The following is a 15,830-nucleotide window of genomic DNA, read 5'->3' on the forward strand; positions in this document are numbered from 1 at the left end:
CGGTCCCGGCCGTCTCCGTACGGCCGGGCCGGGACGTCGTGGGATCATCGTCTCCCGGAGATCGACGGCCGGTCGAGGGGAGATGACGGTGGGGTTCCTGTTCCTGATCCTGGCGGCCGTGGTCGTCGTCCACTACTACCTGTGGCGGCGCCTGGTCCGGGCGGCGACGAGGCCGGGAACGCGGACGCGCCGGGTCCTCACGTGGGCCGTGGTCGTGCTGGCCGCCCTGCTGGTGCTGGCCGTCGCGGGCGGACGCCTGTTCGGGATGGAGATCGAACGCGTCGTCGCGTGGCCCGGGTACCTGTGGCTGGCGATCATGTTCTACCTGTTCGTGTTCGGGCTGGTGATGGAGATCCCGCGGGCGGTGGCCGGGCTCGTCCTGCGGCGGCGGGGCCGTACCGGCGCGGCGGAGGAGGCGGATGTGGCGCCCGTCGCGGCGACGGCCGCCGCGTCGGCGTCTCGCACCGGGCCCGCCAGCGGAGCCGCCGGGGCTGCCGAGGTCGCGCCGGACGCGCCGCTTCACGAGGGCGACCCGGCCTCCCGGGAGCCGGAGGCGTCCGGCGGGCCGCTCGTCGACCGGCGGCTGTTCGTCTCCAGGACCGCCGCCGCGATCGTCGGCGCGGGCGCCCTGGCGACGGTCGGGTACGGCGTGCGGACCGCGCTGGGCGACCCGGTCGTCGAGCGGGTGCCGATCCGGCTGCCCCGGCTCGGCCCGGAGCTGGACGGGCTGCGCGTCGCGGTGGTCAGCGACATCCATCTCGGCCCGCTGTCGGGCAGGGGCCACACCGAGCGGATCGTCCGGATGATCAACGGCCTGCGGCCCGACGTCGTGACGATCGTGGGCGACCTCGTGGACGGGACCGTCGCCGAGCTGGGCGGGCTGGCGACGCCGCTGATGGACCTGCACGCCCCCTTCGGGTCGTTCTTCGTGACCGGCAACCACGAGTACTACACGGCCGGCGGGCCCCAGGAATGGATCGAGGAGCTGCGCTCCTTCGGCGTCCACCCGCTGCGCAACGAGCGCGTGACGATCGGCCGCGGCGACGCGTCGCTCGAACTCGCCGGGGTGAACGACCTGAACGGCCGGGCGTCCGGCGACGGTCCCGACCTGGACAAGGCCCTCGCCGGGCGGGACCCCTCCCGGCCGGTCGTGCTGCTGGCGCACCAGCCCCTCCAGGTGGAGGAGGCCGCGGCGCGCGGGGTCGACCTCCAGCTGTCCGGGCACACGCACGGCGGGCAGATGGCGCCGTTCAACCTGCTCGTGCCGCTGCAGCAGCCGGTGGTGGCCGGGCTGGCCCGCTTCCCCCGCGCCGGGGGCGGCGACACCCAGATCTACGTCACCCGGGGGGCCGGCTTCTGGGGGCCGCCCGTCCGCGTCGGCGCCCCTCCGGAGATCACGCTCATCGAGCTCCACCCGCAGGCCGGGTAGGGGCGGGGAAATGGGTCAGAGCATTGCCCGCGTCCGGACTGCGGGGACACGGCAGACGTAATACCCTCAGGCGACGAGCAGGCGGGGCAAATCCGGCCCGCTCGCCGTTTCCCCAGCCCAGCGAGCACCTGGATACGCTGACATCATGAGCACCCCTGGCCGGGCCGCCACGCGACGCAAGGCGCCGCACGTGCTGGCGAACGCGCCGTTCCGCCGTCTGTGGACGGCGATGTCGGTCTGCAGTCTCGGCGACTGGCTCAACATCATCGCGCTGACGGCCCTCGCGGGGAACCTGACCGCCGGGTCCGGCTTCCAGGCGCAGAGCCTCGCCATCGGCGGCGTCTTCGTCGCGAAGATGCTGCCCGCGATCCTGCTCGGCCCGCTCGCCGGGGCGGTGGCCGACCGGTTCGACCGCAGGACGACGATGGTGGCCGCCGACGTGGCCCGGTTCGCCGTGGTGCTGTCGATCCCGATCGTCGCGACCTACCAGTGGGTGATCGTCGCCACGTTCCTGGTGGAGTGCGTGAACCTGTTCTGGGTGCCGGCCAAGGACGCCACCGTCCCCAACCTCGTGCCGAAGGACCGGCTCGAGGAGGCCAACCAGCTCAACCTCCTCGTCACGTACGGCACGGCCCCGGTCGCGGCGGCGGTGTTCGCGATCGTGTCGGCCGTGGTGACGATGGTGGGCAAGGCGGCCCCCGGGGTCGGGATCACGGCCACCGACGTGGCCCTCACCGTCAACGCCCTGGCGTACCTGGTCTCGGCGGTGCTGATCTTCACGCTGCGCGCCATCCCGAAGAACCACGTCCGGCACGTGTCGGCGCCCTCGGTGCTGCGGCAGATCGTGGACGGCTGGCGCTTCGTCGGCGGCGACCGGGTCGTCCGCGGCCTGGTCGTCGGCATGATCGGCGCCTTCGCGGCGGGCGGCGCCGTCGTCGGGGTCGCCAAGGCGTACGTCGGGACGCTGAACGGCGGGGACGCGGGCTACGGCGCGGTGTTCTGCGCGGTCTTCCTCGGCATGGCGTTCGGCATGTTCTTCGGCCTGCGGCTGCTCAAGGGGCTGTCGCGGCGCCGGCTCTTCGGCCTGGCGATCATCCTGGCCGGGGTGACGCTGGCCGCGATCGCGCTCATCCCCAACCTGGTCGTCGTGGTCGTGCTCACCGTGATGCTGGGGGCCTGCGCCGGCATCGCCTGGATCATCGGCTACACCACCATCGGCCTCGAGGTGGAGGACGGGCTGCGCGGCCGGACGTTCGCGTTCCTGCAGTCGCTGGCCCGGGTCGTGCTGCTGCTGGTGGTGGCCGTCGCCTCGACGCTGGCCGCGTTCTTCGGCCGCCACGTGCTCACGGTCGGGCGGATGACCTACCACTTCGACGGCACCAACCTCGTGCTCGTGCTGGCCGCGCTGCTCGCGGTCGCCGTCGGCCTGCTCGCCCTGCGGCACATGGACGACCGGAAGGGCATCCCCATCGGCGTCGACCTGCTCGCCGCGCTGCGCGGCGAGACGTTCGTCCCGGAGGAGGACGAGCAGCCGCGCGGGCTGTTCGTCGCCTTCGAGGGCGGGGAGGGATCGGGCAAGACCACGCAGTCGCGGCTGCTCGCGATCTGGCTGCGCGACCAGGGCTTCGACGTCGTCCAGACCCGCGAGCCCGGCTCGACCAAGGTCGGCATGCGCCTGCGGGCCATCCTGCTCGACGCGAGCCACCAGGGCCTGTCGCCGCGGGCCGAGGCCATGCTGTACGCGGCCGACCGGGCCGAGCACGTCGAGAAGGTCATCAGGCCGGCCCTCTACCGGGGGTCGACGGTGATCTCGGACCGGTACGTCGACTCGTCGCTGGCCTACCAGGGCGCCGGTCGATCCCTCGACCGGGGCGAGGTCGAGCGGGTCAACGCCTGGGCCACGGGCGGGCTCGTGCCCGACCTGACCGTGCTGATCGACCTGCCGCCGTCCGTCGGGCTGCGCCGGATGGCCTCCCCGGCCGACCGGATCGAGGCAGAGCCGCTGGAGTTCCACGAACGGGTGCGGCGGGAGTTCCGGGCGCTGGCCGCGGCCGGCCCCGACCGCTACTTCGTGGTGGACGGCACGCTGCCGCAGGAGGAGGTGTCCCGCCTCATCCAGGACCGGGTCCGGGAGATCCTGCCCGACCCGGTGCCCCAGGAGGCCGAGGCGGCGACGGGCACCATGCCCGCCATCCGCGACTGAGGTTGTCCACAGGCTGTGGACGTCCGGCCCGGACGGCGTGATCGCGAGGGTAGGTTGATGGCGTGAGCGTGTTCGGGGATCTGGTGGGGCAGGACAGGGCGGTCGCCGTCCTGCGGGCGGCGGCCTCCGCCGCCGCCGAGGCGGTCGCGGGAGGCCGCGGCGCCGGCATGACCCACGCCTGGCTGTTCACCGGGCCGCCCGGCTCGGGCCGGTCGACGGCCGCCCGGGCGTTCGCGGCCGCGCTGCTCTGCCCCGACCAGGGGTGCGGCCACTGCGACGCGTGCCACCAGGTCGAGGTGGGCTCGCACCCGGACGTGACGTGGGTGCGGCCGGAGGGGCTGTCCTACAGCGTCCGGCAGACCCGTGAGCTGGTGCTGAAGGCGGCGGGGGCGCCGACGCTCGGCCGCTGGCGGATCGTCCTGTTCGAGGACGCCGACCGGGTCACGGAGGCGGCGGCCAACGCGTTGCTCAAGGCCATCGAAGAGCCTCCGCCGCGGACGGTGTGGCTGCTGTGCGCCCCCTCGCCGGACGACATGATCATCACCATCCGGTCGCGCTGCCGGGTGGTCACGCTCAGCACCCCCGCCACCGAGTCCGTGGCCCATGTGCTGATGACCCGCGACGACGTGCCGCCCGACACGGCGCTGTTCGCGGCCCGGGCCGCGCAGGGGCACATCGGCCGGGCCCGGCGGCTCGCGCTCGACGAGGAGACGCGGCGCCGCAGAGACGAGGTGCTGTCCATCCCCCGGTCGCTGACGGGCGTGGCCGAGTGCATCACGGCGGCCGAGCGGCTCGTGAAGACCTCGTCCGAGGACGCCGACGCGGCCACCACCGCGCTCAACGAGGTGGAGACCGCCGAGCTGCGCAAGGTCTACGGCGAGGGCTCCTCGGGCAAGGGGCTCAACAAGGGCCTGGTCCGTGGAGGGGCCGGGGCGCTGAAGGAGCTGGAGACGCTGCAGAAGTCTCGGGCCACCCGGATCAAGCGCGACTCGCTCGACCTCGCGCTGCTCGACCTCGTGGCGTTCTACCGCGACGTGCTGGCCGTGCAGTTCGGCGCCCGGGTCGAGCTGGCCAACGAGGACCGCCGCCACGAGGTGGAGGCCGTGGCCCGGGCCTCGTCGCCGGAGGACACCATGCGCCGCACGGACGCCATCATGCGGTGCCGGGAGCGCCTCGCGGCCAACGTCAACCCGCAGATCGCCGTGGAGGCCATGACCCTCGCCCTCCGCAGCCCCGGCCTCACCTGACGGCCGGCGTCGCGCGGCGGGAAGCGGCGGTGGGCGGGACGAAGCAACCTGACCCGGCATCGGGCGTCTCTGGTACATGAAGGCCGAAACGCTGGATCTCGACGACGAACCCCCCGGGGAGCCGATGACCTCCTCGCCCCCGTCGGCTGGCGCCGACGCAGCCATCACAGGTATCTACGCCGAGCACGCGCTCGGCCTCACCCGGCTCGCGCTGATCATGGTGGGCGATCGCGAGAGCGCGGAGGACGTCGTCCACGACGCGTTCCTCGGCCTGCACCGCCGGTTCGGCGACCTGCGCGACCGGGACAAGGCCCTGGTCTACCTCCGCAGCTCGGTGCTCAACAACGCGCGGAGCGTCCTTCGGCGCCGCCGGCTGCCGTCCTGGTTCGCCGGGACGTACGACCCGCCGGTCTGGTCGGCGGAGTCGGCGGCCCTGCTCGGCGCCGAGCGGCGCGAGGTCATGGAGGCCCTCCACCGCCTGCCGCGCCGCCAGCGGGAGGCCCTCGTCCTGCGCTACTACGCGGAGCTGTCCGAAGAGGAGACCGCGCAGGTCATGGGGGTCAGCCGCGGGACCGTGAAGTCGACCACCTCCCGGGCGCTCGACGCGCTCGGCCGCCTCCTGGGAGAACCCCGATGAACGAGATCATCAACCGTCTCCGCGACGCCACCCGGGCGGTCGGCGAGACGATGGACGAGGTTCCGGCCTTCGAACCGGACACGCGTACGAGCACCCGGAGGAGCCGCCTCCAGGCCCGGCCCTGGCTCGTGCCCGTCGCGGCGGCCGCGTCCGTGACGATCGCGGTGGCCGGCGGAGCGGCCATCGCACGGCACGGCGGTGGGAAGATGAACGTGGCCGCCGCGACGACGGCGGGCCCGGCGTCCGCGCCCTCGTTCTTCGCCCAGGCCGACGCCCACGGCGTCACGATCAGGAGCGTGTCCGACGGGAAGGTCACGGCCCGGGTCGACCCGCCGGCCGAGGGCGAGTACGTCGCGATCCAGGCGGCGCAGGACAACCGGCTCTTCTACGCCGCGTCGCAGACGACCGACTGCCGTCCCCAGCTCTACCAGTTGCGCCTGCGCGACGACGGCACCGTGGACTCGTGGGGCGTGCTGTCATTCCGCCCTCCGGAGGGGTCGGTGGTCACCTCGCTCGCCGTGAACGGCGACGGATCCAAGATCGCCTACAGCTTCGGACCCTGCGCTTCGAAGGACGGCGAGGCCAGTCTCGTGGTCACGGACACGGGAACCGGCGAGAGCCGCACCTGGACCACCTCCAGTGCCGGCATCGTGGACCTCTCGATGAGCGCGGACGGGCGAAATGTGCTGTTCCGGCGGATTCCTCGGGCGCCCAGCCCACCGCCGGTGGATGCGGCTCCCAAGCCGGCGTCGCCGGGAGCCCCCAGCATGCCGCCCGTGCCTCCGAAGGTGGAGTCCAGCGCGCTGCCGGAGGAGCTCGTGACCCCGGCGCTGGGAAAGGGCGGCCCGCTTCCCGAGAAGGCTCCGGCGAGCCCGCTGCCGCCGGACTCCGCCACCGCGGAGCCCCTGCCGCCGGTCACCGTCACACTCACGGCGGTGGCCTCCCCGCCGCCCACTCCGGTCGGTCAGGTCGGATCGAACGTGACTGTCTCTCCCTCTTCCGCGCCCGGTGACGGAGTGCCGGCGACGAAGCCCGTGCCGGTCGATCCCTCTGCCGCGCCGAGTGACGGAGTGCCCCCGACGAAGTCCGGGATCGTTCCGCCCACGGCCGCGCCGACGGCGACCGTGCGGGTCGACCCGACGACGGGGGCGGTCGTGAAGCCGGAGGCCACCGTCGCCCAAGGCGCGGCGGCCTGCGGTGTCGTCATCGCGAGGAACGGGACCGCACCCGAGCAGACGGCGAGCCCCGTCCCATCCCCCGTAAAGGTGTGGGTCTGCACCGATAAGGTCGTGGCCCTGCTGGACACCACCACCGCGACGGGCGACGACCTGGACCAGGCGGCCCGGCCAGTCGACCTGAACCCTTCCTCCGGTGAGGGGACCCCGGGCCCGTTGAGCGCGGTCGCGATCTCGCCCGACGGCACCCGGATCCTCGCCCTCCAGACGAGTATCCGCGTCGACGTCTCCACCCCGAGGGTGAAGCAGCCGGGCTTCTCCGAGGTGGTCGCGTACGACGTCTCGACCGGGCGGGCCGCCGAGGTGCTCTACAAGGGCGCCGACACCGAGAGCTCCTACGCCCTCGACCTCGACGGCACGGGCGAGAACCTGCTGCTCACGCGTCCCGACGAGGTGGGAGCGGTGAACGGCTCGCAGTACCGGACCCTCACACGGGAGGACCTGGCGGCTCCCGCGTCCCACGCCTGGTAGGCGCTCCTGTTCCGGCGGCGTCCGCGTGGGCGGGCGCCGCCGCCTCACACCTCCGGGTCGGTCCAGAGGTAAAGGGAACGTATCGTGGGGTGCGGGCACACGCCGCGAGGGATCGAGGAGGGCCGGGCTTGTGGGCATGATCATGGCCGTGAGCTTCACTCGCTACGGACGGCTGTACTACCTCGATCCGGGCGGCCACTCCCCGAAGGTGGGCGACAAGGTCCTGGTCCCCACCGACAGCGGGCCCGAGGTGGCCGAGTGCGTGTGGGCCCCGCAGTACGTCAGCGACGACGTGGAGGGCCTGCCGGTCTGCGAGGGCCTCGCCACCGAGGAGCACCTCTCGCGCGACGAGGTCAACCGCCGACGCCGGGCCGAGGCCCGCAGCGTGTCGAAGCGGCTCATCAAGCGGCACGAGCTGCCGATGAAGGTGGTGGGCGTCGACTACCTGGACGCCGACAACGTCTACACCGTCTACTTCTCCGCGCCGCACCGCGTCGACTTCCGGGCGCTCGTCCGCGACCTGGCCCGCAACCTCCGCGCCCGCGTCGAGTTGCGGCAGATCGGCCCCCGCGACGAGGCCCGGCTACAGGGCGGCATCGGCCCGTGTGGACGCGACCTGTGCTGCGCGACCTTCCTCAAGGACTTCGAGCCGGTCTCGGTGCGGATGGCCAAGGACCAGGACCTCCCGGTCAACCCCCTGCGCATCGCCGGCGCGTGCGGCCGCCTCATGTGCTGCCTCAAGTACGAGCACCCGTTGTACCAGGAGTTCCGCGCCTCGGCCCCCCGTACGGGCGTGTCTGTGGACACCCCGCAGGGCCGGGGGACGGTCGTCGGCCACAACGTGCCGTCCGACTCGGTCATCGTCCGCCTCGACGACGGCGGGCGCCGGTGCGCCTGCTCCAAGGCCAGCGTCTGCGCCCCCCGCAAGGCCCACGACTCCATGTACGGCGACGCGCGGCCCATAGCGGTCGCGGACGACCCGGAGGACTAGGGAGGCGGTTGTGGCGCGGGTGGTAATTTGCCGCCCTCGACCGGCTTCGCGTGAGGCGGGCCGAGTGGCCGCACGCCGCGGATGACGGCATGCTGGTTCCTTACTCCGTGTACGTCACCGGCGACGTACGCGGTTCGGGGAACAGGGGAGAGCGGCGACATGCGAGCGGCCAGCCACACGGCGGGGACAACGGGACGCGGATCGGGCGAGGGGCGGGGCCGGTGACGCGGGCGAAGCGGTGGCCGGCGCGGCGGGTCGTGGCGGCGGTCACGGCGGCGCTGCTGGCCTGCGGGTGCTCGGCCGCCACCCGCGACGCCGGGGGGACCGCCGGCGGTGGCGACCACCCCGCGACGATCAAGGCGCCGACCCCGGCGCTCCAGCCGTTCTACAGCCAGAAGCCGGCCTGGAACGACTGCGGGGACGGCTTCCAGTGCGCCCGCATCCAGGTGCCGCTCGACTACGCCAAGCCCTCGGGTGAGCGGATCGAGGTCAGCGCCATCCGCCTGCGCGCCACCGGCACGCACGTCGGCTCGCTGCTCATCAATCCCGGTGGGCCGGGCGGATCGGGCATCCAGTACACCCGCTCGGCCCGGGCGCTGTTCCCGGACAGCATCCGGTCCCGGTTCGACATCGTCGGCTTCGACCCCCGCGGCGTCGGGGAGTCGACCCCGGTCCGGTGCATGACCAGCAAGCAGCTCGACGCGTTCGTCAGCCTCGACGCGAGCCCGGACACGCCGGAGGAGCTCACGACGCTGGAGCGGGAGTCCAAGGGCTTCGCCGACGACTGCGAGGCGAAGTCGGGCCACCTGCTCCCGCACGTCGGCACGGCCGACGCCGCCCGCGACATGGACGTCCTGCGCGCCGTCGTGGGCGACACCAAGCTCACCTACCTCGGCAAGTCGTACGGCACCTATCTGGGCGCGCTCTACGCCGACCTCTTCCCCAAGCAGGTGCGGGCCCTGGTGCTCGACGGGGCCGTCGACCCGGCCGTCCCGTCGCTCAAGGCCAACGAGGTCCAGGCTCAGGGCTTCGAGGTGGCGCTCAAGGCGTTCCTGGAAGACTGCTTCCAGGACGGCGCCTGCCCCTTCACCAGCCGTACGGTCGACGGGGCCATGGCCGAGGTCAGCGCCCTGCTGAAGAAGGCGGACGAGCACCCCCTCAAGAACGACCTGGGGGACGGCCGGCAGATCGACGAGGCGTGGGCCACCCTCGGCATCGTCACGCCGCTGTACGAGCGCGACGCGTGGCCACGGCTGCGAGCCGCCCTCGGCCACGCCTTCAACGGCAACGGGACCGACCTGCTCCGCATGGCGGACATCCTGGTCGACCGGCAGCAGGACGGCACCTACTCCAACCAGACCGAGTCGAACATGGCGATCAACTGCCTGGATCACCCGTTCCCGAAGGACCCGGGCGAGTACCAGCGGGCCGCCGGCGAGGCTGCCAGGGTCGCCCCGCAGTTCGGGTCGTTCGTGATGTACGGGTCGCTGCCCTGCGCGTACTGGCCGGTCGCGTCGAAGGGCACGGACAAGCCGCTCAAGGCCGCGGGCGCCCCGCCGATCCTCGTCGTGGGGACGATCCGCGACCCCGCGACGCCGTACGAGTGGGCCAAGGGCCTGGCGTCCGAGCTCAGCTCCGGCGTGCTGCTCGGCTTCGACGGCGACGGCCACACCGGTTACCGTTCGGGGTCGGCCTGCGTGGACTCGGCCGTGGACGACTACCTGATCTCGCTCCGCGTGCCCAAGAACGGCACGGTGTGCCCGAAGATCGGGTAGCCGGCAACGCCGCGGGTGCGCGAGAACCCGGCCGAACCTGTAGACTGGCGAAGCCGTTCGCGGCGTGCCGCCTTAGCTCAGTCGGCCAGAGCACTTCACTCGTAATGAAGGGGTCAAGGGTTCGATTCCCTTAGGCGGCTCCACTACAGAGGCCCTCCCGGACCACCGGCGAGGGCCTTTGCGTGTCTATCTGCGTGACTACCGTTCCCGATCACTTTTGAAGATGCGGTCCATGACCACCGCACCCTCCTGGAGGACGGGCCGGATCTGCTTGCGATAGACCAACTCGGTGACGGCCGTGCTGCTGTGGCCGACCAACCGTGAGATCTCTTCGAGCGGGATGCCGTTGTCCGATAGCAGTGAGACGAAGCTGTGCCGAAGCTCGCGGGGCGTCCACTCCTTCGGGTTGAGATCAGTCTGTTTGATCACGGCACGGAACGCCCTCCGGACGTTGTGAGCGTCCAGCGGTGTGCCAACCGACGAGGCGAACACGAGGCCGTGATCCTGCCAGCGCTCCCCGGCGATCTTCCTGTCGGTCTCCTGTTGAGCCTGCTGGACCCTCAGCGCGTCCACACAGCGCTGAGGAAGCGCGAGAGTCCGGCGGGACTTCCGAGTCTTGGTGTCCCCGCCCGATCTCACAGACCGCCACACAGCGACGTACGGCGGGACGGGTGGAGTAGCCTTCGGATCGCCTTCGAGATCCACGTGATCCCACGTGAGCGCTCGCAGCTCCTCCGTACGCGCCCCCGTAAGCAGAGACAGGACGAGGTAGGCGTGCATCCGAGTGCCCTCGGCGGCAGTCAGCACGGCTTCCGCTTGCGCCATGGTCAGGGCCTTGGACGGGCGGCCCCCCTTGCCTGTTGGAGTCGAGCAAAGCTCCACAATGTTGCGCTTCACCAGGTCGCGCGCCATCGCGCGCTTGACCGCTCGATTCAGGTAGGACCGTACGAGCCGTAGCGTGCTCGTACTGAGCACCGTTGCCCGGTTGCTCAGCCACTTGTCCACGTCCTGTGCTGACAGATCACGGAGCTTACGCGCACCGAGGAAGGGGATGATGTGGGTCCGGCAGAGGATCGAGCCTGTCTCAAAGGTCACCGTGTCGCGTCTGCTCAACTCGTAGGCCAGCCAGTCACTCACGGCCTGGGCGACGATGTAGTCGGCCGGCGCGATGGTAAGCCCGTCCTCGTAGTCGCGGAGCACCTGCTTGAGCTTGGCCTTAGCCTCGGTCTTGGTCTTGCCGCTGCCCCGCTTGACGATCCGCTTGCCGCTGGCGTCGTACCCGAGGCTTGCCGTCGCGATCCACCGCTGGCGCTTGTCGTCCCAGTGCAGGCCGCCGTCCCCGCGGCTTCGACGCTTGGTCACGCCGCCGCCTCCCGTTCGAGCAGAGCGACGTACTCAGCGATGGCCGAGGCGGGGATGAGACGGGTACGGCCCTGCTTGACCGAGCGCAGCCGCCCTTGGCGGATCAGGTCATACAGGGTGCTACGGCCCACGCCGAGCACCTTGACGGCATCGGGGACGCGGTAGAGCTTGGGCTCCGCGAGCGGGTGAGTCTCCTTCCTGGTCATGCTGTTACCTCCTGTCTCGGTGAGCTGCGAGGCCAGCGAGAGCGGCGGCGTTCCTCTCGGTCCTCGCGGATGAGCTGGGCGACGTACAGGTCTGCCGGGTGGGTGTAGCCCTGACCGGCGTAGCGCCAGGAGCCGACGACAAGGGTGGAGTCATCGGCGGGCTTGCCGGTCAGGGCGTCGTGTCCGTGTTCGCGTGCTTGGCGGGCGCGAAAGGAACGCCTCGCATCGCGCAGCTTGCCGAGGGTGGTGGAGTAGGAGCCGGACTTGGTGGAGAAGTGGCCCCGGAAGCCGAGCATGTGCGCCCACCCGCGCAGCCGCAGCGGCTTGAGTTCTTCCAGGTCGCCCAGGCGCCAGCAGGTCTCGATCAGCCGCCGCTGATGAGCGGTCAGCGTGACCGCGTTCAGCTCCGACAGGTCCTTGATCCGGCGATCCACGGTGCCTTCGGTGGTCGCGCCCTTGGTGGCGTACTTGGCGATGTAGCCCGCGACCTGAGCTTCGGTCAGCGCGTCCTCGACCAGCTCACCCGCGACGATCGGCTTGATGTCGATCTGCGGGCCGAACACCAGGCGCCGCACCCCGCCGACCTGTTCGCAGTGCGGGGAGTCCACGTGGACGCTGGCGGCAGCAGTCCGGGCCGCACGGTCGAGCAGATCCACCGTGGCCCAGTCCGGCGGCGGCAACGGCGTGTCGTCCTCGCTGCGGCCGTCGAGGCGCACCACGGCGTGGAAGTGGACGATGCCGCGCGCCTGGTATTCAGCGACCTTGGCGAAGGAGACCCGCACTCGGGCGTTGAAGGCTTTGGCCGTCATGCCCGCCGCGTAGGCCAACTCCCGCCGCAGGTAGATGGTGAAGCGGCGCCACAGGTCCGGGGCGTGAGCGTTCCACAGCGCGTGGCCGTCGTAGTCGTAGCACTCCACGCACAGCGGTTGCCCGACCAGCACGTCATCGGCCCCGTGCAGCTCGGTGCAGGACAGCGGCGTGCCGTGCGGGCAGGTGCCGGCAGAGCGGCGCGGACGGCACGGCAGGACGGTCCCGTCCTGTCGGGTGCGATGGGCGTGGACCGGCCCGAACGATGGAGCGGTCAGCGTGACCAGGGCGCGGGGATGCTCGCGCACCGTCTCGGGCACGCCCTTGTCTCCGCCGAGCAGACCTCAAGCCGCCTTCGGCGGGGAGCGGTAGGAGAGGGAGAAGGCCGCGCGGGAGGATGCGCGAGAGAGCGGCAGGCTCGACGATCCAAGAGAGAAGGCGGGCCACCAGGAGGAGGACCCGCCGGGATGAGATCGGCAAGAGGGGGGCTGTTTCCTGAGCTGTCTTCCAGTGACACGGTGAGGGGATCGAACGACGGGAAGGCACAGCGCAGCCCAGGAAGCCATCACGGCCCGCACTCCCGAGGGAAGGCACACGGACACAAGTGTCTACCGGGGACCGCGCGCCCGCCCGCCGGCGGGCTGCGGCTCTCCGGCCGGTCCCGCCGGTCGGCGGCGCGCACCACGCCGACAAGCGGCGCGGTGTTCAACGATGGCGGCATAGCGGCAATGTGCGAAAAGTGATCTCTCTCCCAAGGGGTGAACGGTCAACGGGCCACGAGCGGCACCACGAAGCCGAAGAACCCGGAGACCGAGAGGGCGACGCTGGCGGGCGAGGAAGAGAGGAAGAAAGAGCGGGGAAGGGAGACGGGGCGGAAGATGCAGGGGGAGGACCTTGGGGCGCTGCCCCAAACCCCGGGGGCTCCGGCTCCGAGAGGGGGCCACGCGGAGCTCGCGCCGGAGCTGGTTGGGCTGGAAGTCCTGATCGCTCGCCCGCCATCGACCCAGGCAAGCCCAGCAACCCGACTCCTCCAGGTCAAGCCCCGCCGTGCCGGCAGGACAACCAGCGCGCCAGGAAGGTCACCGGGAACAGGTACACGCAAGGCCCGGCTTGACCCTCCGTCCCCGGCCCGCTGCCCCTCCGGGGTGGGTCGACGGCAGACGAGAGATCAGGACAGGTGCCGAGCGTGCGGGGCCGCACCGAGCCCAGGCGCGGGGTAGGAGATGACCGCAGGACCGCACCAAATGAAATGTCACACTCTTCCCATGGCACCTAGTCGGCCGAACTCCCTGCTCTACCCCGACATCGCCCAAGCAGGCAGTCTGCAGAGTGCCTTACAAGGCGAATTTGATAGATCCGGCTACCCCCTTGTCGCACTGGCTGAACGCGCTCCAGGTTGGCGATTTATCGGCGCCAGGGTCGAACAGGACCAACGCCACACGAGCATCCTCCTTGGCAGCCGGGAGCGGGTATTCGGCGTGGAGTTTTGGGCCTTGGGCGTCATGATGGCCCGAGGCGGCACAGAGGATCTCCAGGCGCTTGCAGGAGCGCTCCACAGCTGGCATACCGGATCACGACTACGTGCTCTTAGTTCAGAGTGGCCATTCGTACGTTTTGGCAAGCTGGCCGAGGCACACGAACGAGGTGAAGCAACCGAGTTCAAGTGGCGGATGCTCCAAGCATCGCCCCAGCTCCTGAAGCTCCGCCCGCTCATTGATGCCGCGATCACCGAGCCGCACTTGAGTCAGCTCTTCCCGTACACCAGCATGATCACGCTCCGCTTCAGCCGATGCACTGGCTATCCCTACACTCGCGATCTCCCGTGGGCGAGACCAATCGACGAGGGCAGGTATCAGGTTATTGGGCCTGATCGTAAGGAGCTGGGTGTCGCAGATGGCCCCGGAAGTGCCGCCCTGATCGCGGACGCGCTGCCCTCAGACTGCGGCCCCGCGGTTGCCGGCACCGCATACTCCTTGCGTGACCAACTGCGTGACGACACCCCCGGACGACCATAGATACTGGCGGACGGCAGTGGACGGTCTCCGCAGGTGAAGACCCTGTAATGCCAGGTCGGACACCCCCGCTGTTGCCTGATAAGGAAGCCGTTAGCAGATGGCAGGCATCGACCGCTAGAAGATGCGTTTCGGCTGAATCGCCCGTGGGCGCGACCTAGTCAGGCACGGAGAAGGGTATGTAGCCAGGCGGCAGCTCGCTCACGTCCAAGCCGGAAAATATCAGCGTCAGGTCATGAGCATTGGTCTCAATACGGACCTCGTGGAATTCGATTCCAATGGCTGCGGCCCATGCATCAGCCAACTTCGAATCAGCCACGACCGTCGCCCCGGGATAGAGGACGTGCCCCTTCACACCCCAGACGAACCCATCAAGGGCTACGCTGCTCTCGTAGTCGATGAGACGGTCATCCAACGACTTCTGCCAAACACCGGGAGAAACCGTCGTCCGGCATCGGGCCTCAACGCAATACCGGAACAGGTATCGCAAGTAGGCAGGTTGAACACCGGTTCTCGGATCGGCCGCCACGTGCACGATGACCTCGTAGTCGCGCACGTAGTCGGCGAACCCATGGAAGACCAGTGCCTGGTCAAAGACATCATCCAGCATCCGTTGGAGAGCCTCGTTGTCCATGGTGCAGTTGTACACCGTCAGCGGGTCGCCGCATGGTGGGGCCGGGGCGCTTTGGGGGCACATGGCTACGGAAAGCGCTGGCAAGCGATGACAACGAACGGAAGCGTTTTCGCAGGTCGCTGCTAGTTCAGAGCCAGTCGGTGCAGGTAGCGAGTATGCAGAATCAGAACCCGGCCTACAGGCCGACTCGTCCGCCCGCCAACCCGCGACCTAGGGTTTGTCCCCACTAGCCAAGATCGGGCACATTCAGGGCACATGGTCCTTGATAGCGAGGTAGGGCGCCCGACTGCGTGGTCACTGTGCCGAGGCGTGCCCCGCGTCGGTCATTCGCTTCTCCAGAAGATCCTGCGGCAGCGCGTATACGTGGGCCAACCGCCGTAGTTCGTCCACCGTCGGCGCCGACGCCGCACCGTCCTCGATCGCTACCAGACGCTCTTCCGATATATGGGCCAGCTTGGCGGCTTCCTCCACCGTCTGCTGTCCGAACTCCCGGTCGGCCCGCAGATCCTGGCCCAGCCGTACTAGCTGTTCGAGCGAGACCGTTGCCGACACCGATGGCCGAGGCGATTGCCCATCAGAGGGCGCAGTCAGTGACTGGCCAAGGACATACAGGCCCACCAGTACGATAATCGCCAGCCCGCCGCCTGCTCCAGCCTTTCGAGTGAAGCGACCACGCGCGTCCCTGGGATGTTTGCTGGGATTCCACGACATACCCGGACGTTACAAATTGTCATCGCGCAGCTCCAGAAACATTCACCAGGCGACCTAGTGACGGCTTGAATACCGCGCCGCGACTGGTGGTGGGCCGCAATCTGTTCTGC

At 70.3% G+C, this 15,830-nt stretch carries 13 protein-coding genes and 1 tRNA gene; 9 read left to right on the top strand and 5 right to left on the bottom strand.

Features of this window, described 5'->3' with window-relative positions; translation table 11 throughout:
• Positions 1-88: 88 nt before the first annotated feature.
• The 8 genes from Mco01_RS36560 (at position 89) to Mco01_RS36595 (ending at position 10,131) form a co-directional block, all read left to right on the top strand.
• Positions 89-1,429, top strand: coding sequence for a metallophosphoesterase (locus Mco01_RS36560; protein WP_372445024.1), 1,341 nt, complete (start codon positions 89-91; stop codon positions 1,427-1,429).
• A 145-nt stretch (positions 1,430-1,574) separates the two neighbouring features.
• A complete protein-coding gene (gene tmk, locus Mco01_RS36565; protein WP_204061394.1) occupies positions 1,575-3,632 on the top strand; it encodes a dTMP kinase in 2,058 nt (685 codons plus the stop codon).
• A 62-nt stretch (positions 3,633-3,694) separates the two neighbouring features.
• Positions 3,695-4,879: a DNA polymerase III subunit delta' gene (locus Mco01_RS36570; RefSeq protein ID WP_204061395.1), complete on the top strand. Its 1,185-nt coding sequence runs from the start codon at positions 3,695-3,697 to the stop codon at positions 4,877-4,879.
• A 124-nt stretch (positions 4,880-5,003) separates the two neighbouring features.
• Positions 5,004-5,516: a SigE family RNA polymerase sigma factor gene (locus tag Mco01_RS36575; RefSeq protein WP_204061404.1), complete on the top strand. Its 513-nt coding sequence runs from the start codon at positions 5,004-5,006 to the stop codon at positions 5,514-5,516.
• Positions 5,513-7,222 (top strand): hypothetical protein, encoded by a 1,710-nt coding sequence (locus Mco01_RS36580; RefSeq protein ID WP_204061396.1) that lies wholly within the window; start codon positions 5,513-5,515, stop codon positions 7,220-7,222. Before Mco01_RS36575 ends, Mco01_RS36580 begins: the two co-directional genes overlap by 4 nt.
• Before the next feature lie 136 nt (positions 7,223-7,358).
• A complete protein-coding gene (locus Mco01_RS36585) occupies positions 7,359-8,213 on the top strand; it encodes a PSP1 domain-containing protein (RefSeq protein ID WP_204061405.1) in 855 nt (284 codons plus the stop codon).
• Between the two features lie 221 nt (positions 8,214-8,434).
• Positions 8,435-9,988: an alpha/beta hydrolase gene (locus tag Mco01_RS36590; RefSeq protein ID WP_239104194.1), complete on the top strand. Its 1,554-nt coding sequence runs from the start codon at positions 8,435-8,437 to the stop codon at positions 9,986-9,988.
• Positions 9,989-10,054: 66 nt separating this feature from the next.
• Positions 10,055-10,131: transfer RNA gene (locus Mco01_RS36595), tRNA-Thr, on the top strand.
• A 55-nt stretch (positions 10,132-10,186) separates the two neighbouring features.
• Here the strand turns inward: Mco01_RS36595 and Mco01_RS39535 are convergent.
• From Mco01_RS39535 to Mco01_RS36610, 3 genes are read right to left on the bottom strand one after another with little or no spacing between them, the layout of a single operon-like run.
• The gene (locus Mco01_RS39535; protein ID WP_239104195.1) at positions 10,187-11,350 is read right to left on the bottom strand and encodes a site-specific integrase; all 1,164 of its coding nucleotides are present in this window, start codon (positions 11,348-11,350) and stop codon (positions 10,187-10,189) included.
• Positions 11,347-11,556, bottom strand: a complete 210-nt coding sequence (locus Mco01_RS36605; protein WP_204061398.1) for a helix-turn-helix domain-containing protein — start codon at positions 11,554-11,556, stop codon at positions 11,347-11,349. Before Mco01_RS36605 ends, Mco01_RS39535 begins: the two co-directional genes overlap by 4 nt.
• Positions 11,553-12,704, bottom strand: coding sequence for a replication initiator (locus tag Mco01_RS36610; RefSeq protein ID WP_307825757.1), 1,152 nt, complete (start codon positions 12,702-12,704; stop codon positions 11,553-11,555). Before Mco01_RS36610 ends, Mco01_RS36605 begins: the two co-directional genes overlap by 4 nt.
• Positions 12,705-13,868: 1,164 nt before the next feature.
• Between Mco01_RS36610 and Mco01_RS40395 the strand changes: the two genes are divergently transcribed.
• Entirely contained in the window at positions 13,869-14,378 is a 510-nt protein-coding gene (locus Mco01_RS40395; RefSeq protein ID WP_372445025.1) for a DUF6193 family natural product biosynthesis protein, read from the top strand.
• Positions 14,379-14,532: 154 nt separating this feature from the next.
• On the opposite strand, the gene Mco01_RS36615 is transcribed toward Mco01_RS40395, so the two are convergent.
• Positions 14,533-15,009, bottom strand: coding sequence for a YxiG-like protein (locus Mco01_RS36615; protein ID WP_204061400.1), 477 nt, complete (start codon positions 15,007-15,009; stop codon positions 14,533-14,535).
• Between the two features lie 294 nt (positions 15,010-15,303).
• Complete coding sequence (locus tag Mco01_RS36620; protein ID WP_204061401.1) at positions 15,304-15,720, bottom strand: helix-turn-helix domain-containing protein; 417 nt, start codon at positions 15,718-15,720, stop codon at positions 15,304-15,306.
• Positions 15,721-15,830 lie beyond the last annotated feature (110 nt).

Origin of the sequence: Microbispora corallina (assembly GCF_016863035.1) — a bacterium.
Lineage (GTDB): Bacteria > Actinomycetota > Actinomycetes > Streptosporangiales > Streptosporangiaceae > Microbispora > Microbispora corallina.

Bases quoted from the DNA above. Each gene is read 5' to 3' on its own strand.
- tmk (WP_204061394.1), top strand. From the start codon at position 1,575: ATGAGCACCCCTGGCCGGGCCGCCACGCGACGCAAGGCGCCGCACGTG.
- Mco01_RS36575 (WP_204061404.1), top strand. From the start codon at position 5,004: ATGACCTCCTCGCCCCCGTCGGCTGGCGCCGACGCAGCCATCACAGGT.
- Mco01_RS36580 (WP_204061396.1), top strand. From the start codon at position 5,513: ATGAACGAGATCATCAACCGTCTCCGCGACGCCACCCGGGCGGTCGGC.
- Mco01_RS36585 (WP_204061405.1), top strand. From the start codon at position 7,359: ATGATCATGGCCGTGAGCTTCACTCGCTACGGACGGCTGTACTACCTC.
- Mco01_RS36605 (WP_204061398.1), bottom strand. From the start codon at position 11,556: ATGACCAGGAAGGAGACTCACCCGCTCGCGGAGCCCAAGCTCTACCGC.
- Mco01_RS40395 (WP_372445025.1), top strand. From the start codon at position 13,869: ATGGCCCGAGGCGGCACAGAGGATCTCCAGGCGCTTGCAGGAGCGCTC.
- Mco01_RS36615 (WP_204061400.1), bottom strand. From the start codon at position 15,009: ATGGACAACGAGGCTCTCCAACGGATGCTGGATGATGTCTTTGACCAG.
- Mco01_RS36620 (WP_204061401.1), bottom strand. From the start codon at position 15,720: ATGTCGTGGAATCCCAGCAAACATCCCAGGGACGCGCGTGGTCGCTTC.